General features: G+C 64.5%; 18 protein-coding genes. 12 read left to right on the top strand and 6 right to left on the bottom strand.

The annotated features are described in order from the left end of the window. The first annotated feature begins 49 nt into the window (after window positions 1-49). The 7 genes from ABQZ09_RS15475 (at window position 50) to ABQZ09_RS15505 (ending at window position 11,988) form a co-directional block, all read left to right on the top strand. Window positions 50-3,028 carry a TonB-dependent receptor gene (locus ABQZ09_RS15475; RefSeq protein WP_349777319.1) on the top strand — a complete coding sequence of 993 codons (2,979 nt, stop codon included), beginning with the start codon at window positions 50-52 and terminating at the stop codon, window positions 3,026-3,028. A gap of 102 nt (window positions 3,029-3,130) precedes the next feature. Beyond that, the gene (locus tag ABQZ09_RS15480; RefSeq protein WP_047694946.1) at window positions 3,131-4,750 is read left to right on the top strand and encodes a glucoamylase family protein; all 1,620 of its coding nucleotides are present in this window, start codon (window positions 3,131-3,133) and stop codon (window positions 4,748-4,750) included. 3 nt (window positions 4,751-4,753) lie between these two features. Continuing rightward, complete coding sequence (locus ABQZ09_RS15485; RefSeq protein ID WP_349777320.1) at window positions 4,754-6,121, top strand: sugar ABC transporter substrate-binding protein; 1,368 nt, start codon at window positions 4,754-4,756, stop codon at window positions 6,119-6,121. Continuing rightward, entirely contained in the window at window positions 6,118-7,002 is an 885-nt protein-coding gene (locus ABQZ09_RS15490) for a carbohydrate ABC transporter permease (RefSeq protein WP_081419495.1), read from the top strand. Before ABQZ09_RS15485 ends, ABQZ09_RS15490 begins: the two co-directional genes overlap by 4 nt. After that, window positions 6,999-7,835, top strand: coding sequence for a carbohydrate ABC transporter permease (locus ABQZ09_RS15495; protein WP_039412596.1), 837 nt, complete (start codon window positions 6,999-7,001; stop codon window positions 7,833-7,835). The genes ABQZ09_RS15490 and ABQZ09_RS15495 overlap by 4 nt, the downstream gene beginning before the upstream one ends. 26 nt (window positions 7,836-7,861) lie before the next feature. Then, window positions 7,862-10,999: a discoidin domain-containing protein gene (locus ABQZ09_RS15500; RefSeq protein ID WP_349777321.1), complete on the top strand. Its 3,138-nt coding sequence runs from the start codon at window positions 7,862-7,864 to the stop codon at window positions 10,997-10,999. A 50-nt stretch (window positions 11,000-11,049) separates the two neighbouring features. Next, window positions 11,050-11,988, top strand: coding sequence for an endonuclease/exonuclease/phosphatase family protein (locus ABQZ09_RS15505; protein WP_503019242.1), 939 nt, complete (start codon window positions 11,050-11,052; stop codon window positions 11,986-11,988). Here ABQZ09_RS15505 and ABQZ09_RS15510 read toward each other — a convergent pair. From ABQZ09_RS15510 to ykgO, 6 genes are all read right to left on the bottom strand, one after another. After that, the gene (locus ABQZ09_RS15510) at window positions 11,969-13,201 is read right to left on the bottom strand and encodes a TraB/GumN family protein (protein ID WP_068835727.1); all 1,233 of its coding nucleotides are present in this window, start codon (window positions 13,199-13,201) and stop codon (window positions 11,969-11,971) included. The genes ABQZ09_RS15505 and ABQZ09_RS15510 overlap by 20 nt on opposite strands. Then, entirely contained in the window at window positions 13,182-13,721 is a 540-nt protein-coding gene (locus tag ABQZ09_RS15515; protein ID WP_349777370.1) for a GNAT family N-acetyltransferase, read from the bottom strand. The genes ABQZ09_RS15510 and ABQZ09_RS15515 overlap by 20 nt, the downstream gene beginning before the upstream one ends. 4 nt (window positions 13,722-13,725) lie before the next feature. Beyond that, entirely contained in the window at window positions 13,726-14,610 is an 885-nt protein-coding gene (locus tag ABQZ09_RS15520) for a carbon-nitrogen hydrolase (protein WP_349777322.1), read from the bottom strand. A 115-nt stretch (window positions 14,611-14,725) separates the two neighbouring features. Continuing rightward, complete coding sequence (locus ABQZ09_RS15525) at window positions 14,726-15,760, bottom strand: agmatine deiminase family protein (protein WP_349777323.1); 1,035 nt, start codon at window positions 15,758-15,760, stop codon at window positions 14,726-14,728. 227 nt (window positions 15,761-15,987) lie between these two features. After that, window positions 15,988-16,329 (bottom strand): hypothetical protein, encoded by a 342-nt coding sequence (locus tag ABQZ09_RS15530; protein WP_349777324.1) that lies wholly within the window; start codon window positions 16,327-16,329, stop codon window positions 15,988-15,990. A 231-nt stretch (window positions 16,330-16,560) separates the two neighbouring features. Next, the gene (gene ykgO / locus ABQZ09_RS15535) at window positions 16,561-16,686 is read right to left on the bottom strand and encodes a type B 50S ribosomal protein L36 (RefSeq protein ID WP_005913193.1); all 126 of its coding nucleotides are present in this window, start codon (window positions 16,684-16,686) and stop codon (window positions 16,561-16,563) included. 174 nt (window positions 16,687-16,860) lie between these two features. On the opposite strand from ykgO, the gene cmk reads away from it, so the two are divergent. From cmk to lapB, 5 genes are all read left to right on the top strand, one after another. Continuing rightward, window positions 16,861-17,544 (top strand): (d)CMP kinase, encoded by a 684-nt coding sequence (cmk, locus tag ABQZ09_RS15540; RefSeq protein ID WP_349777325.1) that lies wholly within the window; start codon window positions 16,861-16,863, stop codon window positions 17,542-17,544. Window positions 17,545-17,726: 182 nt separating this feature from the next. Next, window positions 17,727-19,412, top strand: a complete 1,686-nt coding sequence (gene rpsA, locus ABQZ09_RS15545) for a 30S ribosomal protein S1 (RefSeq protein ID WP_016903550.1) — start codon at window positions 17,727-17,729, stop codon at window positions 19,410-19,412. 88 nt (window positions 19,413-19,500) lie between these two features. Further along, window positions 19,501-19,812, top strand: a complete 312-nt coding sequence (locus ABQZ09_RS15550) for an integration host factor subunit beta (protein ID WP_002805779.1) — start codon at window positions 19,501-19,503, stop codon at window positions 19,810-19,812. A 67-nt stretch (window positions 19,813-19,879) separates the two neighbouring features. Next, a complete protein-coding gene (locus ABQZ09_RS15555) occupies window positions 19,880-20,185 on the top strand; it encodes a lipopolysaccharide assembly protein LapA domain-containing protein (protein WP_039409757.1) in 306 nt (101 codons plus the stop codon). 6 nt (window positions 20,186-20,191) lie between these two features. Beyond that, entirely contained in the window at window positions 20,192-21,370 is a 1,179-nt protein-coding gene (lapB, locus tag ABQZ09_RS15560) for a lipopolysaccharide assembly protein LapB (protein ID WP_039409755.1), read from the top strand. Window positions 21,371-21,527 lie beyond the last annotated feature (157 nt).

The following is a 21,527-nucleotide window of genomic DNA, read 5'->3' on the forward strand; positions in this document are numbered from 1 at the left end:
AAGACCGCAACGCCACAACAACAATCTGTACCGATCCCTGGAGGGACCAATGCGCCACCACCACTCCCATACCGCGCGCCCGGCGCGCAAGCTGCTCAGCTGCGCCCTGGCCAGCTGCCTGCTGCTGGGCGCCGCGCCTGCATTTGCGCAGAGCACCGCGGCGACCATTCGCGGCCAGGTCACCGTCGACGCTGCACCTGCGGCGCAGGCCCAGGTCACCGCGACCAATCTCGCCACCGGACTGACCCGGACCGTGCAGGTCAGCAACGGCGGTTACTCGGTCGGTGGCCTGCCGCCGGGCTCCTATCGCATCGACGTCACCGCCAACGGCCAGACCAGCTCGCAGAACGTGACGGTGCAGGTCGGCCAGACGGCCACGCTGAACCTGGGCGTCGGCGGCGAGCCGGCCACGGCGGCCGGTGGTAACGCCACCACGCTGGATGCGGTGCAGGTCAAGGCGCCACCGGTGCTGGTGGAAACCCGTACCTCCGAAAACGCCACCTACATCTCCAACGTGCAGATCCAGAACCTGCCGCGTGCCACGCGCAACTTCCTGGAACTGGCCGACACCGTGCCGAACGTGCAGTTCACCCGCGACGCCAACGGCACCACCAAGGTGCGCTCGGGCGCCACCTCGGCCGAGGGCACCAACGTCTACATCGACGGTGTCAGCCAGAAGAACTACGTCCTGACCGGCGGCGTGAGCGGCCAGGATTCCAGCCGCGGCAACCCGTTCCCGCAGTCGGCGATTGGCGAATACAAGGTCATCACCTCCAACTACAAGGCCGAGTTCGATCAGGTCAGCGGCGCGGCCATCGTGGCCTCGTCCAAGTCGGGTACCAACGATTTCCATGGCAGCTTCTTCTGGGATACCAGCAACGACGGCTGGCGCGAGGAGAGCCCGCTGGAGAAGAAGGCCGGCGTGCGCGACGACTTCGAGGAAACCCAGTACGGCGCCACCTTCAGCGGCCCGATCCTCCAGGACAAGGCGCATTTCTTCATCGCCTATGAAGCCAAGGAATACACCACGCCCAACGTGGTGATCCCCGGCTCGATCTATTCCGACCGTATCGACCAGCTGCCGGCGCAGCTGCAGCCGCTGGTGGCCACCTACAGCACGCCGTTCAAGGAAGACCTGTACTTCGGCAAGATCGACTGGACCATCGGCGAGAACAACCTGTTCGAACTGACCGGCAAGTACCGCAAGGAAGACGAGCTCAACGACGTCGGCCGCACCTCGACCTACGAGCACGGCAGCGTCAACGGCCAGGAAGAAAAGCGCGCCAACCTGCGCTGGCAGTACAGCGGCGCCAATTTCCTCAACGAAGCCAACCTGAGCTACGAAAGCGCGTTCTGGAACCAGGCGCCGCTCAACGACGGCACCGGCTACGTGCTGAGCTACGTGCCGGTGCGCGGGATCGAGGACGAAGTCCTGTCTGCCGGCGCCGGCAGCAGCTTCCAGCGCAAGGGCCAGAAGGGCTGGACCTTCCAGGACGACCTGACCTTGAACAGCCTGGAATGGCATGGCGCCCACACCGTCAAGATGGGCGTGAAGTTCAAGAGCATCGATCTGGACTCGACCCAGTTCAATCCGGCCAACCCGCAGTACTACTACAACATCCTCACCGACGTGCAGACGCCGTACCGCGTGCGCTTCGGCGCGCCGCTGGTGGAAGGCGGCGGGTCGGTGGTGTCCAAGAACAAGCAATACGGCATCTACCTGCAGGACGACTGGGAGGTCAACGAGCACTGGACCCTGAACCTGGGCGTGCGCTACGACTACGAAGAAACCCCGGCCTTCCTGGACTTCGTCACCCCGACGGATGTGGCCGGTGCGCTGCAGAACTGGCCCAACCTGCAAAACGCCAACTACAACATCAACAACTTCATCAGCACCGGCAACAACCGCAAGGCCTTCAAGGATGCCTGGCAGCCGCGCCTGGGCGCGTCCTACGACCTGTTTGGCGACCAGGCCCACGTGATCTATGGCGGTGCCGGCCGTGCGTACGACCGCAACATCTTCGACTACCTGGCCCTGGAACAGCTCAACAACTCGTTCAAGTCGTATAGCTACTACTTCACCAGCGCCAACAACGGTGCGTGCCTGGGCGACCCGTGCACGGCGTGGAATCCGGCCTACAGCACCCAGCAAGGGCTCGACGCGCTGGCGGCCACCAGCGCCGGCGGCGGCGGGCGCGAGATCTACCTGATCGACAACAACATCAAGACCCCGTACTCCGACCAATTCAGCATCGGCATGCGCAACATGGTGCCGCTGTGGGGCCAGGACTGGTTCACCGATGTCACCCTGAGTCGCATCGAAAGCCACGACGGCTTTGCCTTCCTGCGCGGCAACCGTCTGCCCGACGGTTCGTTCTTCCAGCCGGGCACCACCTCGGGCGTGCCGACCGACGGCCCGGATGGCTACAGCGCCATCGTGCTGGGCACCAATGGCGTGGAGACCCGCAACAACCAGCTCGCGCTGCAGATCGAAAAGCCGTTCGACGAAGACTCCGGTTGGGGCCTGACCGTGGCCTATACCTATTCCGATGCCAAGGAGAACCGCCAGTTCGGCGAGCACTACGCGCTGGACCGCGAACGCATCCAGGATTACGGCTGGCGTGAAGCCGGCGGCATTCCCAAGAACCGCCTGGTGGTCACCGGCATCTACGAGTTGCCGTACGAGATCAAGCTGTCCGGCAAGCTGTCGCTGGCCAGCCAGACTGCGCGCTACGGCCAGAATTGCCTTGCCGGCAACGATCAATGCGACATCATCCAGTTCAAGCCGGACGGCACGCTGGGCTACAAGGAGTTCAGCATTGCGGCCAACAAGCAGTGGGATACCGGCGCAGGTGTCAAATTCAACGTGCGTGCGGATATCCTCAACGTGTTCAATTGGGTGAACTACGCCAACTTTAACGGCGACACCGGGACACTGGCTGACTTGAACACGGCTTACGGCACACCGACCGGTGTGCTGGCGTCGCCGATGCGCACCTTCCGTCTGGCCTTCGGTCTGGACTGGTAAGGTCTTCGACCGCCCCGGCACACTGCCGGGGCGGTCGAACTCGGCGCTTGGATAGGGTAGGTTGGCGTGCGAGATGTAATCGATTACACAAGCGGGGGGCGGATGGACAGGGGCAACACGTCGCGTTGGTTGACGATTCCACTATTGCTGGGCGCGCTGCTGCTGGCGTCCTGTAAACAGGCCGAGGAACCCAAGGTGGCCGAAAAGAAGGCGCCGGTGAAAGTCATCCTGATCGAGGCGCAGTTGCCGCCCAAACCGGTCAAGCCGCCGCTGCCGCCGCTGTTCTCGGACATCGAACGCCGCACGTTCCAGTTCTTCTGGGACACCACCAATGAACTCAACGGACTGTCCCCGGACCGGTTTCCGTCGCGTCCGTTTGCCAGCATCGCCTCGGTCGGGTTCGCGTTGACCGCGTATCCAATCGGCATCGAGAACGGCTGGGTCAGCCGCAATCAGGCGATCGACCGCACCCTGACCACCCTGAAATTCTTCCGCGACGCGCCGATGGGGCCGCAGCGGACCGGTCGGGCCGGGTACAAGGGCTTCTACTACCACTTTCTCGACATGCAGCAGGGCAACCGCTACGACAGCTGGGTCGAACTGTCGAGCGTGGACACCGCACTGCTGATGATGGGCGTGTTGTTCACCCAGTCGTATTACGACGGCGAGGACCCGCGCGAAAAAGAAATTCGCCAGATTGCCGATACGCTCTACAAGCGCGTGGACTGGCGCTGGCTGCAGCAGCGTGCGCCGCTGATCTCGATGGGCTGGTTCCCCGAGAGCGGCTTCATCGACCACGACTGGATGGGCTACAACGAGGCGATGATGCTGTACATCCTCGCGCTGGGCTCGCCCACGCACGGCGTCGACCCGGAAGCGTGGACCAGCTGGACCCGCACCTACAACAACGACTGGGGCGTGTACCAGGGCCAGGAATACCTGTCCTTCGGCCCGCTGTTCGGCCACCAGTACAGCCATGTCTGGATCGACTTCCGCGATATCCAGGACCAGTACATGCGCGAACGCGGCATCGACTATTTCCTCAACAGCCGCCGCGCCACCCTGGCCCAGCGCGACTACGCCATCGACAATCCGATGAAGTGGAAGGACTACGGCGAGAACGTCTGGGGCCTGACCGCCGGCGACGGCCCGCAGAACACCAGCCAGGAATACCGCGGCGAGCAGCGCCAGTTCCGCCATTACTCCTCGCGCGGCGCCGGCCTGCGCGAGAACTTCGACGACGGCACCATCGTGCCGTCGGCGGCGATCTCCTCGATCGTGTTCGCCCCGGAAGTGGTGATCCCGGCCACCGAGGAAATGCACAAGCGCTACGGCAACTTCCTGTATTCCAGTTACGGGTTCCTGGACTCGTTCAACCCCAGCTTCAATTACGACATTCCGCTCAAGACCGGACGCATGGTGCCGGACCGCGGCTGGGTGGCCAGCGATTACATCGCCATCGACCAGGGTCCGATTCTGGCGATGATTGCCAACTACCAGAACGAATTCGTCTGGACGGTGATGAAAAAGAACCCCTACATCCGCGCTGGTCTGGAACGCGCCGGCTTCACCGGTGGCTGGCTCACGCCCGAGGGTGAGCCGCAGCCGTTGCCGCAGAAGGACGAGCAAAAGGCAGCTGCCCGCTCGCTGGGCATGGCCGAATCGCGTGCCGCCGCCGCCCAGGCCCAGCAAGACCCCTCGCAACGCCAAAAACCCGAGTAATCCGTGCGCCTTTTGAAACTGTTGATGTTGGTCGCCGCCTTGTGTGCAGGTGCGGCGGGATGTAATCGCTCCGACCCTGCCAAAACCACCGTGCGCTTCTGGGCCATGGGCAAGGAAGCCGAAGTGGTCGCCGAGCTGGTGGCCGACTTCGAAAAGCAAAACCCGGACATCCACGTCGATGTGCAAAACATCCCGATGACCGCGGCGCACGAAAAACTGCTCACCGCCTTCGCCGCCGACGGCTTGCCGGACGTGTGCCAGCTCGGCAACACCTGGCTGCCGGAATTTGCGCTGCTCGACACGCTGGAGCCGATGCAGCCGTATGTGGCGCGCTCGACGATCGTCGACCCGGCCGACTACTTTCCCGGCGTGTGGGACACCAACGTGGTCGATGGCACGCTGTACGGGGTGCCGTGGTATGTGGACACGCGCCTGCTGTTCTATCGCAAGGATCTGCTGCGCGAGGCCGGCTATAGCGAAATGCCCAAGACCTGGGCGGAGATGGAACAGGTGATGGCGGCGATCAAGCGCAAGGTCGGCCCCGACCGCTACGCCATCCTGATGCCGCTCAACGAATTCGAGCAGCAGCTGTCGTTCGCGCTGCAGCAGGACGACCGCCTGCTGCGCGACCACGACAACTACGGCAACTTCCGCGGCGCCGGTTTCCGCGAGGCGCTGGGCTTCTACGACAACATGTACCAGCAGGGCTGGGCGCCGAAGGTCTCCGAGACCCAGGTGTCCAACGTCTGGTACGAATTCTTCAATGGCTACTACGCGTTCTACCTGTCCGGGCCCTGGAACGTGCGCGAGTTCAAGCTGCGCCAGCCGCCGGGCATGGAAGGCAAGTGGGGCACCGCTGCATTGCCTGGGCCGAACGGCCTGGGTGCGGGCATTGCCGGCGGCTCCAGCCTGGTGATCTTCAAGTCGTCCCAGCACAAGGACGCCAGCTGGAAGCTGATCGAATACCTCTCCCAGCCCACGGTGCAGGCGCGTTTCCACGCCATCATCGGCGACCTGCCGCCGCGCCGCAGTACCTGGAAGTTGCCGTCGCTGGCCAACGACGAACTGGCGCATGCCTTCGGCGACCAGCTGGAGCGGGTCAAGGCCACGCCGAAGGTGCTGGAGTGGGAGCGCATCGTGCAGGAAATGCGTCTGGTGACCGAGCGTGTGGTGCGCGGCGGTCAATCGCACGACGCCGCGGTGCAGGAACTGGATCAACGTGTGGACGAGATTCTAGCCAAGCGCCGCTGGATCTTCGAGCAGGAAGGCGGGCATGTCGGTCCGGCCGGTGAGACGGCCACACCCGCAGCAGCGCCGTCTGCAGAAATCGTCACGCCAGCCGCCGCCGCGGGCCAGGGAGCCGCACCATGATGAAACGCAATTCCGTCGCCGGCTGGGTGTTTGCCGCGCCGTCGATCATGGTGCTGGGCATGTTCTTCGGCGTGCCGGTGTTCGCCGCGCTGGTGCTCAGCGTCACCGACTTCGACCTGTACGCACTGGCCGACAGCAGCCATCTGCGCTTCGTCGGCCTGGGCAACTATGTCGAACTGCTGCAGACGCCGTTGTTCTGGAAGTCGCTCTGGAACACCACGTACTTCGTACTGCTGGGCGTGCCGATGTCGATCGGCGTCTCGCTCGGCGCCGCGCTCTTGCTCAATGCCAAGGCCTCGCGCTTCAAGGCCTTGTTCCGTACCGCCTTGTTCGCCCCGGTGGTGACCACGCTGGTGGCGGTGGCGGTGATCTGGCGTTACCTGTTCCACATCAAATACGGCCTGGTGAACTTCGGTCTGAGCCACCTGGGCATCGCCCCGATCGACTGGCTGGGCGACCCGCGCTGGGCCATGCCCACCATCATGCTGTTCGCGGTGTGGAAGAACTTCGGCTACAACATGGTGATCTTCCTGGCCGGGCTGCAGGCGATCCCGCAGGACCTGTACGAGGCCGCGCGCATCGACGGCGCCTCGCGCTGGAAGCAGTTCCTGCACATCACCTTGCCGATGCTCGGTCCGGTGCTGATGGTGGTTGGCGTGATCACCATTTCCGGCTATTTCCAGCTGTTTGCCGAACCCTACGTGATGACCCGCGGCGACCCACTGCAGAGCACCGTCAGCGTGCTGTATTTCATGTTCGAAGAAGGCTTCAAGTGGTGGAACCTCGGCCGTGCATCGGCAGTGGCGTTCCTGTTGTTCCTGATCATCCTGGCGGTGACCACCGTGATGTTGCGCTTTGGCCGCAAGAAGGACCTGATATGAGCCGTGATGTCGGCGAGTCGCGCTGGAATGCCGTGCTGATCAACGGCGGCCTGCTGGTGCTGGCCCTGATCAGCCTGGCGCCGCTGCTATGGATGCTGTCGGTGTCGTTCATGCCCACCGGCGAGGCCAGCCGGTTTCCGCCGCCGATGCTGCCCTCGGCGTTCACCACCGCCAATTACCACGAGCTGTTTGCGCGCACCGGCATGGCGCGCAACTTCGCCAACAGCCTGCTGGTGTCCGGGCTGATCACGCTGGGCTCGCTGCTGATCAACACCATGGCCGGCTATGCGTTTGCCAAGCTGCAGTTCGTCGGCCGCGAGCGCATCTTCAAGATCCTGATGGCCGCGCTGGTGATCCCGGCGCAGGTGGCGATGCTGCCGCTGTTCCTGCTGATGAAGCAGCTGCACCTGGTCAACAACATCGGCGGGGTGGTGGTGCCGGCCTTGGCCACGGTGTTCGGCATCTTCCTGGTGCGCCAGTACGCGCGCAGCATTCCCGATGAATTGATCGAGGCCGCGCGCATCGATGGCGCCAGCGAGATGCGGATCTTCTTCCAGATCGTGCTGCCGATGCTCAAGCCGGTGCTGGTCACCCTGACCATCTTCACCTTCATGGGCTCGTGGAATGACTTCATGTGGCCGTTGATCGTGCTGACCGACCAGGAGCAATACACCTTGCCGGTGGCGCTGGCGGCGCTGTCGCGCGAGCACATCATGGACGTGGAACTGATGATGGCCGGTGCAGTGGTGACGGTGATTCCGGTACTGCTATTGTTCCTGGCGCTGCAGCGTTACTACATCCAAGGTCTTCTGCTGGGGAGTGTGAAGGGGTGAAACCAGTGTTCCTGCGACTGTGTGCCATGGCCGCTTTCGTCACGTCTGCGGGCGTGGCGCAGGCGCAGGAGCGCGTGCTCGACGGTTTCAACGACATCGGCGCGTGGCGCCTGGTGGTCTCCAACCAGGTCAGCGGTTCGCTGCGGCCGGTGGCCACCAGCTCGGGCGGGCATGCGCTGTGCCTGGACTACAACTTCAATGGCGTGTCCGGCTATGTCGGCATCCGTCGCAATTTGCCGATCACCTATCCGGACAACTACCGGATGTCGTTCGCGGTGCGCGGCGAGTCGCCCTCCAACGACCTGCAGCTCAAGCTCATCGATGCCAGCGGCGACAACGTGTGGTGGGTCAACCGGCCGGGCTTCACCTTCCCGAAAAACTGGACCACGTTCAACTACCGCAAGCGCAACATCGAAAAGGCCTGGGGCCCGGGTGCGGACAAGCAACTGCGCAGCAGCGCGGATGTGGAGTTCACCATCTACAACAAGGTGGGCGGCAAGGGCACGGTGTGCTTCGATCGGCTGACCCTCACCCCGTTGCCGCCGGAAGACACCTCGCCGTTGAAGGCAGAGGCCATCACCGACACCGCGCCCGCGCTGGAACAACGCCTGGCTGACGGCAAGCCGGATACCTTCTGGCTCAGCGGCGCGGTCAAGCAGCAGACGGTAACGCTGGACCTGGGCAAGGTGCGCGAATTCGGCGGCGCCGTGGTGCAGTGGGTGCCCGGCCTGCAGGCTTCGCAATACGTGGTACGTGCCTCGGCCGATGGGCGCAGCTGGCGCGACCTGCGCACCGTCAGCGCCGGTGCGGGTGGTACCGATTGGCTGGCGCTGCCCGATACCGAGGCGCGCTACCTGCGCTTCGACCTCAAGGACGGCCCCAACTGGCGCTACGGCATCAAGGAAGTGCAGCTGCAGCCGTTGGCATTTGCGGCAACGCCGAATGATTTCATCAAGTCGCTCGCCGCGCAGCTGCCGCGCGGCAGCTACCCGCGCGGGTTCTCCGGCGAGCAGCCGTACTGGACCATCATCGGCCTGGACGGCGGTACCGAGCAGGGCCTGATCGGTGAAGACGGTGCGGTGGAAGTGGGCAAGGGCGGTTTCAGCATCGAACCGTTCGTGGTCACCGGCGGCAAGCTGCTGCACTGGTCCGATGTGAGCAGCGAGCAAAGCCTGCAGGACGACTACCTGCCGATTCCCAGCGTCGACTGGCATCACGACCTGATGAATCTGCGCGTGACTGCCTTCGTGCAGGGCACTCCGGAGCAGGCGCAATTGGTTGCGCGTTACCAACTGCACAACACCGGCAAGGACGCGCGCGAGTTCACCCTGGCGCTCGCGGTGCGGCCGTTCCAGGTCAACCCGCCGGCGCAGTTCCTCAACACCCTGGGCGGCGTCAGCCGCATCGACCAGCTGGCGGTGGATGGTGGCCAGGTCAGCGTCAATGGCAAGCCGCGCGTATTCGCCGTGCAGCGGCCGGATGCCGGTTTTGCCAGTGCCTTCGACAGCGGCATGGATGTCAGCCACCTCACCGCAGCCACGCCGCCGACCATTACCCAGGTCAAGGACGAAACCGGCCTGGCCTCGGGCGTGTTGTTGTACCGCTGGAAGCTGGAACCGGGCCAACGGCGTGAAGTGGCGCTGGTGATCCCACAGACCGGCGCAGCGCAGCTGCCGGCCGGTTTCGATGCCGACACCGCGCAACAACAAGTGGCGCAGCAATGGCGCGGCAAGCTCGATCGCGTGCGCATCAGCGTGCCGGCCGAAGGCAAGCCGGTGGTCGATACGCTGCGTACCGCACTGGCGCACATGTTGATCTCGCGCATCGGCCCGCGTCTGCAGCCGGGCACGCGCTCGTACTCGCGCAGCTGGATCCGCGACGGCGCGATGATTTCCGAAGGGCTGCTGCGGCTGGGCCGCGAAGACGTGGTGCGCGACTATGTCGACTGGTTTGCGCCGTTCCAGTTCGCCGACGGCATGGTGCCGTGCTGCGTGGACGACCGCGGCAGCGACCCGGTGCCGGAAAACGACAGCCATGGCGAGCTGATCTACAACATCGCCGAGTATTACCGCTACACCGGCGACAAGGCGTTCCTGGAAAAGATGTGGCCGCACGTCACCGGCGCCTACGACTACATGGAAAAACTGCGCGCCAGCGAACGCACCGAAGACAACTTCATGCGCAACCCGGCCTTCTACGGAATGATGCCGGTGTCGATCAGCCACGAAGGCTATTCGGCCAAGCCGGTGCATTCGTACTGGGACAATTTCTGGGCGCTGCGCGGCTACAAGGACGCCGCCATGCTGGCCGGCGCGCTCGACAAGCCGGATGACGCCGCCCGGTTCGGTGCCGCACGCGATGAATTCAGTGGCGACCTGATCGCCTCGCTCGGTGCCGCGGTGCGCCAGCACAACCTCGATTTCCTGCCCGGCTCGGCCGAACTCGGTGATTTCGACGCTACCTCCACCACCATCGCGCTCACGCCGGGTGGCGAGCAGCAGCGCCTGCCGCAGGAATTGTTGAACAACACCTTCGAGCGCTACTGGAAGGAGTTCTCCGACCGCCGCGACAGCAAGCGGGAATGGAAGGACTACACCCCATACGAATGGCGCAACGTCGCCGCGTTCGTGCGGCTGGGCTGGCGCGAGCGTGCCTGGGATGCGACGGCATTCTTCTTCAAGGATCGCGCGCCGCAGCCCTGGAACCAGTGGGCCGAAGTGGTCTCGCGCACTCCGCGCACGCCGTTCTTCGTCGGCGACCTGCCGCATGCCTGGGTGGCGTCGGATTTCGTCCGCTCGGTGCTGGACATGTTTGCCTACACCCGCGAATCCGACCAGAGCATCGTGATCGCCGCCGGCACCCCGACGCGCTGGTTCGAAGGCAAGGGCATCGGCATTGCCGAACTGCGTACTCCGTATGGCCGCCTCAACTACAGCCTGCAGCGCAGCGAAAAACAGCTGCAATTGCGGCTGCAACCCGGCTTGCTGATGCCGCCGGGCGGTGTGGTGTTCGCGTGGCCATACCAGGGCGAACCGGGCAAGGCCAGCGTCAACGGCGAATCGGTCGAGTGGCAGAACGGCGAGCTGCGCATCCAGCAGCTGCCGGCCACGGTGCAGATCGATGTGCCCGGCGCGGTGCGGCGGGCCGAGAAGGCCGCGCAATGATGCTTGTGCCTTGTCCGCGACGGGCAGGGCAGTGGCGCCACCGCGGCCTGATGCTGGCCTCGGTGGCGCTGTTGGCGGCGTGCTCTGCGGCTGCCCAGGCCGGGCCGGCGGAAGTGCGGCTGGAGACTGATCAAGCGAAGCCGCATGGCGCGGCCGCGGTGGTTGCCGGATCAGGGCCGGCGACTGCCGCCACCGCGCAGGCGCGCGAGATGACCCTGGTGACGCTCAACCTGCATCACGACCGCGAGGACTGGCCAGGCCGTCGCGCGCATATCGCCAAGGAACTCAGGCAGCTGGCGCCGGACGTGATCGCACTGCAGGAGGTCATCGAGCGGCGCGGCAGCGTGGAAAACCAGGCCATTTGGCTGGCGCGGAAGCTTGGGTACCAGGTCATCTTCGTCTCGGTCGATCCTGTGGGTGCGCCCAAGCGCTACGGCAATGCGCTGCTGAGCCGGCGCAGGGTGCTGGCGCGCCACGAGCGCCTGCTGCAGCCGCTGGACGACTATCGGGTTGCCGCGCATCTGCAGATCGACGTCGACGGCCAGCCGGTCAACGTCTACGTCACCCATCTCAACGAACGTGCCGATGCCCGCGGCACCGCCACGCGCACGCGCCAGGTCGGCGATCTGCTGGAGTTCATTTCTTCCACCAGTGCACAGGCGCCGGTGGTGATTGCCGGTGACTTCAACACCGCCGCCGATGCACTGGACCTGCAAGCGCTACGCAAGGGGTATGGCGACAGCTACGGCAGCGTGCACCGCACTAGCGATGTCACGGTCAGCACCTTGAACATGCACATCTTCGACAAGCCGGCGCGCATCGATCACGTGTTCTTCCAGCAGAACCGTCTGCTCGCCCGCGAAGCCCGCATCCTGTTCGATACGCCCTACGCCGAAGGTCGCTGGGCATCGGATCACTACGGTGTGTGGGTGCGCTCCTACGAGACAGCGCACGGCAGCGCCCTTGCGCTCACCCATGCAGCCGATTGAAGATCTGCACACCCGCCAGCCACACCCCGGCCATGCTGCCGAAATTGGTCAGCAGGAACGTCAGCACCACGCGCGAGACGCGATTGCGATACCAGCCGCGCAGCGTCTGCGCATCGTCGCGCAAGGACAGGAAATCGCCATAGGCCGGCTTGCGCATATGCACCTCGACCAGTGCCGCGAATGCACCGGTCGGCACGCTCAGACGGAACGGTTTGAACGGTGCCACCACTGCGGCGGTGAGAATGCTCAACGGATGGCTGCCGGCCAGCAGGCAGCCCAATGCCGCCAGGCCGCCGGTATACATCGCCCACTGCAGCAGCAGGTCGGCGCCCATGCTCAGGCCACCGCGCCAGAAGCCGATCCCGATGCCGGCGATGATCACCGCCAGGATGCCCAGCGTGATCCAGGGGATGCGCTTGCGCTGCTGTACGTACTCCAGCGACTCGCGCAGCGGACCGGGGGCATCGGTGTCCTGCTCCAGATGCCGCGCCAGGCCGGCCAGATGGCCGGCGCCGACCACTGCCAGCACCTCGTGCTGCCCGGCACTGGCTTCTTCGCGCAGACGCGTGGCCATGTAGCGATCGCGCTCGGCAATCACCGTCTCGTACAGCTCCGGACTTTCGCTGGCAAAGTCGCCGAAGCTCGCCTCCAGCATGTCGCCCTGCTTGAGCTTCTCGATTTCCTCTTCGCCGACTTCGTCAGCGGCGAACAGCCCGCCAAGCAGGCCGCCAGCCAACTTCATCTTGCCGAAGAAGCCCAGCCGCCCGGATGCACGCTTGAAGGTCAGCCCGACTTCGCGATCGATCAGATGCACCGGAAGCCCCTGCGCGCGCGCAAGATTCACTGCTTCCTTCAACTCGGCGCCCGGCTCGATGCCGAGCTGCTTGGCCAGCCGGCGCTGATAGGCAGCCAACGCCAGATTGGCCGCAAATAGCGCCACGCGCCCCTTTCGGATCACCTGCACCAGATCCAGGCGGGCGAGGGCGTCGGGGTCGCTGAGCGCCTGCAGCCGTTGCGCGTCCAGCTCCACCGCCACCGCGTCGTAGCGGCCGCTGCCGATCGCGCGTTGCACCGCCGCCACGCTGGCCAGCGACACGTGCGCGGTGCCCAGCAAGGTGTAGCGCACGCCATCGCGTTCGACGATGCGGTGCGGCTGGCCGGACAGCGCATCGTCCAGAACGGGGGTGGTCTGCTCAGTCATGGGGGTATTCATCAGAAGGAGGGGCGGTGTCACCGGAGCCGAGCTGGCGCTGCATCTGCACGCCGTCCAACCAGCGGCCCTGCTTGCGGCCGATACCGGTGAACACTCCGACCGTGCGAAATCCAAAACGTTCATGCAGCCGTCGCGATGCCTGGTTGGCGGCATCGCCGATCACCGCAATCATCTGCCGGTAGCCGCGCTGTTCGCAGACCGAGATCAGCTCGCCCAGCAAGGCCTTGCCGATGCCGCGGCCCTGCACGTCGGCAGCGAGATAGATCGAGTTCTCGACCGTGAAGCGATACCCGGTGCGCGCACGAAACGCGCTGACATAGGCATAACCGACCACGGTCCCTTCATGCTCGGCGACCAGGTACGGGTAGCCCGCGTCCACGATCGCCTGCACGCGGGCCCGCATCGCTTCGCTGGAGGGCGCGCTGTATTCGTAGGTGTTGAACCCGGCGATCTGCTCCGCATAGATCGCTGTGATCGCCGGGATATCCGCATCGCGGACTGCACGCAGCTCGACGGGCATGCGGTCAGTCGATGTAGCGCTTGAGCAGGTCGCCGTACGCATCGATGCGGCGATCACGCAGGAACGGCCAGATACGCCGCACATGTTCGCTGCGCTGCAGATCGACATCGCAGATCAGCACGGTCGGGTCCTGGCCGGCTTCGGCAATGAATTCACCCTGCGGCCCCAGCACATGGCTGTTGCCCCAGAACTGGATGCCCGAGGCGCCCAGCGGCGAGGGCTCATGCCCGACACGGTTGCACGACAGCACCGGCACGCCATTGGCCACCGCATGGCCGCGATGGCTCAGGATCCACGCATCGCGCTGGCGTTCCTGCTCAGCTTGCTGGTCGTCCGGGTCCCAGCCGATCGCAGTGGGGTAGAGCAGCAGTTCCGCACCAGCCAGCGCCATTAACCGCGCCGCTTCGGGGTACCACTGGTCCCAGCACACCAGCACGCCCAGACGGCCGACCGAGGTGTCGATCGGCGTAAATCCCAGATCGCCCGGGGTGAAGTAGAACTTCTCGTAGAAGCCCGGGTCGTCGGGGATATGCATCTTGCGGTACTTGCCGATCAGGCGGCCGTCGGTTTCGAACACCACCGCGGTGTTGTGATAGAGGCCGGCGGCGCGGCGCTCGAACAACGAGGCCACCAGCACCACGCCGTGCTGCTTGGCCAGCGCGCCCAGACGGTCGGTACTGGGGCCGGGAATCGGCTCGGCCAGGTTGAACTCGTCCACCGACTCGTGCTGGCAGAAATACGCACCGTTGTGCAGCTCCTGCAGCAGCACCAGCTTGGCGCCCTGCGCGGCGGCTTCGGCCACGCGCGACTCGATGATGGCCAGATTGGCCTCGGCGTCGCCGTGGTTGCGCTCCTGGATCAGCGCGACGGAAAGAGGGTGACGGGACATGGCATCTCATCCTGCAAGGTAGCGCACTACGGTAGCGCGCCATGGCATAACACCGGCCTGCCGGCCGGAACAAGAAACGACGCGCTGCCTTTAGCAGCCGTCGGGTCGACAACGGTCAGGCCGCAAGCAGGCCGGCCGGCACCTGCATGGTCAGGCAATGCAGGCTGCCGTTCTGCCAGATCAGCGCACGGCACGGCACTGCCACGATCTCGTGCTGCGGGAACGCCTGCGCCAGCACCGCCTGCGCCACCGTATCGGCCGGATCGCCGTAGGCCGGCATCAGCACCGCGCCGTTGACGATCAGGAAGTTGGCATACGACGCCGCAAGCCGCCGGCCCTGGTCCAGGATCGGCTCGGCCCAGGGCAGCACGAACAGCCGATAGGGCTGGCCATCGGCCTTGCGCAGGGCTGCCAGTTCATTGCCCATCGCCTGCAGTTCGGTGTAATGCGAATCGCCCGGCACATCGCAGCCCTGGTAGACGATCGCATCCGGGCCGGCAAAGCGCGCCAGCGTATCGATATGCGCGTCGGTATCGTCGCCTTCCAGGTAACCATGATCCAGCCATAGCACGCGGTCCTGCGCCAGCCATGTGGCCAGATCGCTGCTCAGCGATTCGCGGGTGCGCTGCGGGTGGCGTTCGTGCAGGCACTTCCAGGTCGTGAGCAGGGTGCCGGCGCCGTCGGTTTCGATCGCGCCGCCCTCCAGGGCAAAGTCCACCGTCTGCACCGGCGTCGGCACAAATACCTGTGCGGTCTCCAGCGAGCTCACCAATTGATCGTCCAGGCTGGCCTCGAATTTGCCGCCCCAGCCGGTGAAGCGGAAATCCATGAGCCGGAAGCCGCCATCCTGGCGCAGCGTGATCGGCCCCGAATCGCGCAGCCAGGTGTCGTTGTAGGCAGCGACCACGAAACGCACGCGTGCCATGTCCACCCGCGCCGAACGCAGCCGTGCTTCGGCGTAGATCTGCAGATCGTCATCGGCCACGCAGATGACCACCGGCTCGAATCGGGAAATCGCCGTCACCAGCGCGATGTAGGTCTCTTCCACATCGGCCAGGCGCTCGGCCCAATCGGTACCGGCATGCGGCCACGCGAGCAGCACGGCGGATTGAGGTTCCCACTCGGCGGGAAAACGAAGACGGTCGGTCATGCCTGGCAATTACTCTTCTTGGTGTGCGGGCAGCCGCCCGCACGTTCATCGGTCTCCCGCAGGCGAATGCGGGCTCTTGCAACCCGGGCGTGCATGGACGCCTGGGCTTGGTACAGATTCGCGGCAACGCATGTCTGGCTGCTGACGGGGGCAACGCACGTCACGCCGCATACCGTGGTGGCCGCAGGTGCGGCGCGCAGGCGCCAGCAACTGCGGCTGCGTTGTCGTCAACGGATCGGCGGCTTCGGCCCGATCTCGTCGGCATCGGCCTTGTTGGCCACCACGTCGATCACCTTGCTCTTTTCGAAGTACACGGTGAACGCCGGATACACCCAGCGATGGATGGTCGGCCATTGGCGCTTCTGGCCGCCGCGCGGGTCGAGCTTTTCCGTTGGCGCGCCATAGCGGCCTTCGACCTGGCTCATGCTGTCGCCACGCAAGGGCAGGGCAGCGGCAGGCTTCTGCTGTGCACGATCGACCAGCAGCGTATCGGCCGACGCGACGGCACTGATCCCCATCAGCGCGATTGTCAGCACGATCGGCGGCATCACAAACAAACGGTTGCGCATGTCATCTACTCCCCAGTGGACAAGATTTCAGATGGTGATTACAGCAAAAAACCAGCACCCGCGTTGCGCCTTGATGCAATGACCGCCCGGCAGGCGTGGAGACCTTCCGCCACGGGCGAAGCACTGCCGGCATGAAGCCCGTCACGGGCGAAGCACTGCCGGCATGAAGCAGCGGCCAAGAAAAAACCGCCCGGAGGCGGCTTTCTCGGGTCTTGCACGCGCCGTAAAGGCTTAGCGCTGACGCGCCTTGAAACGCGGGTTAGACTTGCAGATCACGAAGACCTTGCCGCGGCGGCGGACCACCTTGCAGTCGCGGTGACGGGTCTTCGCAGACTTCAGGGAGGACAGGACTTTCATGGCACACCTCGGTGTAAACGGTTGGGTTCGATGGAAGAGTGCCCGCGTTCGAAGGGTGCACTCGCAATTAAGCCGGCAATTCTAACCGGCTTTTCGCCGTGCTTTCAAGTGGTTGCAGCGCAATCGTGGCGCGCGGCGCTACACTACCGTCTGATGCCGCTCCCGGAAGCCTGAATGACCGACCTTTCACCCGTCCTCACCATCGATGGTCCCTCCGGCGCCGGCAAGGGCACGGTCAGCCGGATCGTTGCCGCCCGCCTGGGCTGGCACTATCTCGATTCGGGTGCACTGTATCGTGCGGTAGGGGTGGCGGCGAGCTGGGCCGATCTGGATGTCTCCGACCCGGCTGCCCTGGTGCGCTGCACCTTTGACACGAAGGTGGAGTTCGACGACGCGGGCGAGGCGGGCTTGCGGGTGCTGGTCAACGGGGTGGACGCCACTGGCGAATTGCGCCTGGAAACCACCGGGGCCCTGGCCTCGGCGATCGCCGCGACTCCGGAGGTGCGCAGCGCGCTCAAGGAACGCCAGCGCGCATTCAGGCGGGCGCCCGGGCTGGTCGCCGACGGACGCGACATGGGCACGGTGATCTTCCCGGATGCCGCCTTCAAGGTCTTCCTGACCGCCAGTGCCGAAGAACGTGCGGGCCGTCGCCATAAACAGTTGATGGAAAAGGGTGTTTCGGTTATCTTTGACGACCTGCTGCGCGAGATCATGGCTCGAGATGCCAGAGATGCGCAGCGGGTGGTGGCGCCATTGCGGCCGGCCGAAGACGCCGTGCTGATCGATACCAGCGGAATCGGGATCGAGGATGTCGTCCAGCGTGTGGTTGCGGTGATCGCTGCCCGCACGCCGTCGTAAGCGTTCCGCAAGCGGGCCTGTCCCGCCGACCGTAAGGCGTTCCAAGGCTCCGTCGCGCATCCTGCGTGGCGGTTCTACTACTTCCAAACCGACTCGTTGTTGGGGTCGACCAACAGGCTGGGCGGTCCGTCTCTGTCGCAACCCGACGACCGGCGCCCGTGTGTTCAACTGAGTAAATCCAAATGACAGAATCTTTTGCTGAACTGTTCGAAGCCAGTCAAGCCAATCTGGCGAAGCTGAAGCCGGGCTCGATCGTCACCGGTACCGTCGTGGAAGTGCGTGGCGACGTGGTGGTGATCAACGCTGGCCTGAAGTCCGAAGGCATCGTGCCGATCGAGCAGTTCCGTAATGACGCTGGCGAGATCGATGTGGGCGTGGGCGACCAGGTCAAGGTTGCGCTGGACTCCATCGAAAACGGCTTCGGCGAGACCGTGTTGTCGCGCGAGAAGGCCAAGCGCGCGATGGTGTGGGACGAGCTGGAAGAAGCGTTGGAAAAGAACGAAACCATTACCGGCCGCATCAGCGGCAAGGTCAAGGGTGGTTTCACCGTGGACATCAAGGATGTCCGCGCGTTCCTGCCCGGTTCGCTGGTGGATGTGCGCCCGGTGCGCGACCCGGCCTACCTGGAAGGCAAGGAACTCGAGTTCAAGCTGATCAAGCTGGACCGCAAGCGCAACAACGTGGTGGTCTCGCGTCGTGCAGTGGTCGAGAGCGAGCACTCGGAAGAGCGCGAGCAGCTGATGGACAAGCTGCAGGAAGGCGCAATCCTGAAGGGTGTCGTCAAGAACCTGACCGACTACGGCGCATTCGTGGACCTGGGCGGTATCGACGGCCTGCTGCACATCACCGACATGGCCTGGAAGCGCGTGCGCCATCCGTCCGAAGTCGTCAACGTTGGCGACGAGCTGGACGTGCGCGTGCTGAAGTTCGATCGCGAGCGTAACCGCGTCAGCCTCGGCCTGAAGCAGCTGGGCGAAGATCCGTGGGACAACATCGCACGTCGTTACCCGGCCAACAGCCGCGTGTTCGGCAAGGTCTCCAACGTCACCGATTACGGCGCATTCGTCGAGATCGAGCCGGGCGTCGAAGGTCTGGTGCACGTCTCCGAAATGGATTGGACCAACAAGAACGTCAACCCGTCCAAGGTTGTGCAGGTTGGTGACGAGGTCGAAGTGATGGTGCTGGATGTCGACGAGGAGCGTCGCCGCATCTCGCTGGGCATGAAGCAGGTTGCCGCCAATCCGTGGGAAACCTTCGCTGCCACCCACAAGAAGAACGACAAGGTGTCCGGTCAGATCAAGTCGATCACCGACTTCGGCATCTTCATCGGTCTGGACGGTGGCATCGACGGCCTGGTGCACCTGTCCGACATCAGCTGGAACACCACCGGCGAAGATGTCGTGCGCAACTACAAGAAGGGCGACACGCTGGAAGCCGTCGTGCTGGCAGTGGACCCGGAACGCGAGCGCATCAGCCTGGGCGTCAAGCAGCTGGAGCAGGACCCGTTCGGTCAGTACATGGCGTCGAACCCGAAGGGTTCGAAGGTCGAAGGCGTGGTGCGTGAAGTGGATGCCAAGGGCGCCACGATCGACCTGGCCGATGGCATCGAAGGCTACGTCGCTGCACGCGACATCGCCAACGAACGCGTCGACGATGCGACCCAGCACCTGAAGGTCGGCGACAAGATCGAAGCCAAGTTCGTGGGCATGGACCGCAAGGGCCGCACCCTGCAGCTGTCGATCAAGGCCAAGGACGATGCCGAAATGCGCGAGACGCTGGAGGAATATCAGTCCTCCGCTGCGTCGGGCGGCATGACGCAGCTGGGCGCGCTGCTGCGTGCACAGTTGAACAGCAACAAGTCCGAGTAAGCGCGTAGCGCTCTCGCGAGCGTGATGGATCGGCCCGGGCTTGCCCGGGCCGATTCCGATGTGTCAGTCGAAAAAAGCAAGTCTTCCCATGACCAAGTCCGAATTGATTGAAATCCTGGCGCGACGCCAAGCGCATCTGAAGTCGGACGACGTGGATCTGGCAGTGAAATCGCTGCTGGAGATGATGGGGCAGGCGCTGTCCGATGGCGATCGGATCGAAATTCGTGGCTTCGGCAGTTTTTCGCTGCATTACCGTCCACCTCGTCTGGGACGCAATCCCAAGACCGGTGAATCGGTTGCGTTGCCGGGCAAGCATGTTCCCCACTTCAAGCCGGGCAAGGAACTGCGTGAGCGCGTCAGCTCCGTGGTCCCGGTCGATCTGGCCGATGCGGCGGACTGACGACGGCTCTCCCGCTGCGTTTATGTCGGCTCGGTTAAGCTAGGCCCCTTCCCGACGGAGTCTCGCGATGAAGGTGTTTCGCTTGTTGGTGATGTTGGCTTTCCTGTTGGTCGGCCTGGTCATCGGTGCCGTCAATTCGCAGGACATCACTCTCGATTTCCTGTTCTCCAGTGTGCATACCACCTCCGGAGTCGCGATCATTGCCGCGCTGCTGGTGGGTGTGTTGATCGGTGCCGGCATGGTGCTGGTCAGTGTGGTCATTCCCCTCTATTCCAAGCTGCGCCAGGCCAACAAGGCTGTTGCGGTCAGCCGCGCCGACGCCGGGCCGATCACGCCTGCCGCCGTCGAGCCGCGCCCCCTCGATGGACTCTAAGCACGTATGGACTTCCTGACCGAGTGGTTCTGGTTTTTCCTGTTTCTACCGTTGGCGGCATTGAGCGGCTGGATTGTCGGTCGACGCGGTGGTCAGCGCCACGGCGATACCCAGGTCAGTCGTCTGTCCAGCACGTATTTCCGCGGTCTGAACTATCTGCTCAACGAGCAGCCGGACAAGGCGATCGAGCTGTTTCTGCACATCGCCGAATTGGACAAGGAAACCTTCGAGACGCAGGTGGCACTGGGCCACCTGTTCCGCCGTCGTGGCGAGGTGGATCGCGCCATCCGCCTGCACCAGGGGCTGGTGCAGCGCGCCGACCTGACCGACCAGCAGCGGGTGCAGGCCTTGCTCGCGTTGGGCGAGGACTACATGAAGTCCGGCTTGCTGGATCGCGCCGAAACGGTCTTCACCGAACTGGCGCAACTCGATCAGCGCGCTCCCCAGGCGCTGCGTCATCTGATCGGCATCTACCAGGCCGAGCGTGACTGGGAAAAGGCGATCGACAACGCCACCCGCTATGAAGAAGTCACCGGCGAGCCGATGGGCAAGCTGATCTCGCAGTTCGAGTGCGAGCTGGCCGATCGCTACCGCGGATTGGGCAAGGCCGACGAGGCCCTGCAGGCGATTGCGCGGGCCTATCAGGCAGACGGTACGTCGGTGCGCGCCGGCATTCTGGAAGGGCGCATCGAAGCCGAACGCGGCCACGACGAAGCCGCCGTGCGCGCGTTCGAGCGCGCGGCCCGGCATGATCCGGAGTACCTGCCGGAGATCATCCCGGCGCTGATGGCGGCATATCGCCGCGTCGGCGATATCGCCGGTGCGCGTAATTTCCTGTCGGAGATGACCGAGCACTATCGCGGCATCGCCCCGGTGCTGGCGCTGACGCAGCTGATGGAAGCGCAGGATGGCGTGGCGCCTGCGCTGGCGTATCTCGGCCGCCAGCTCAAGGATCGGCCCTCGGTCCGTGGCGAATCGGCCTTGATCGACCTGACGCTTGCCGAAGGCAGCGATCCGGTGGGCACCTTGAACGATCTCAAGCACATCACCGACCAGTTGCTGGTGCGCAATCCCAGCTACCGCTGCACGCGCTGCGGATTCGGCGCAAAGACCCACCACTGGCAGTGCCCGAGCTGCAAGGAATGGGGCACGGTCAAGCCGCTGCTGAACTACGCGGTGGTGTAAGGCGTGTTGGCGCGCTCCAGGCAACCGATCTCCCGCCTTGCACAGTCCTCGTTGGTGGGCGTTCGCGCCATGCGTGGACGGGGCCCTGCGGTGATCCGCACGGCGCAGGGCTTGCGCGTGCGGCCCTCCACCATCAACGGCAACCTGCAGTCTGGCT

Source organism: Xanthomonas sp. WHRI 6106 (assembly GCF_040202405.1).
Taxonomy (GTDB): domain Bacteria; phylum Pseudomonadota; class Gammaproteobacteria; order Xanthomonadales; family Xanthomonadaceae; genus Xanthomonas; species Xanthomonas cannabis.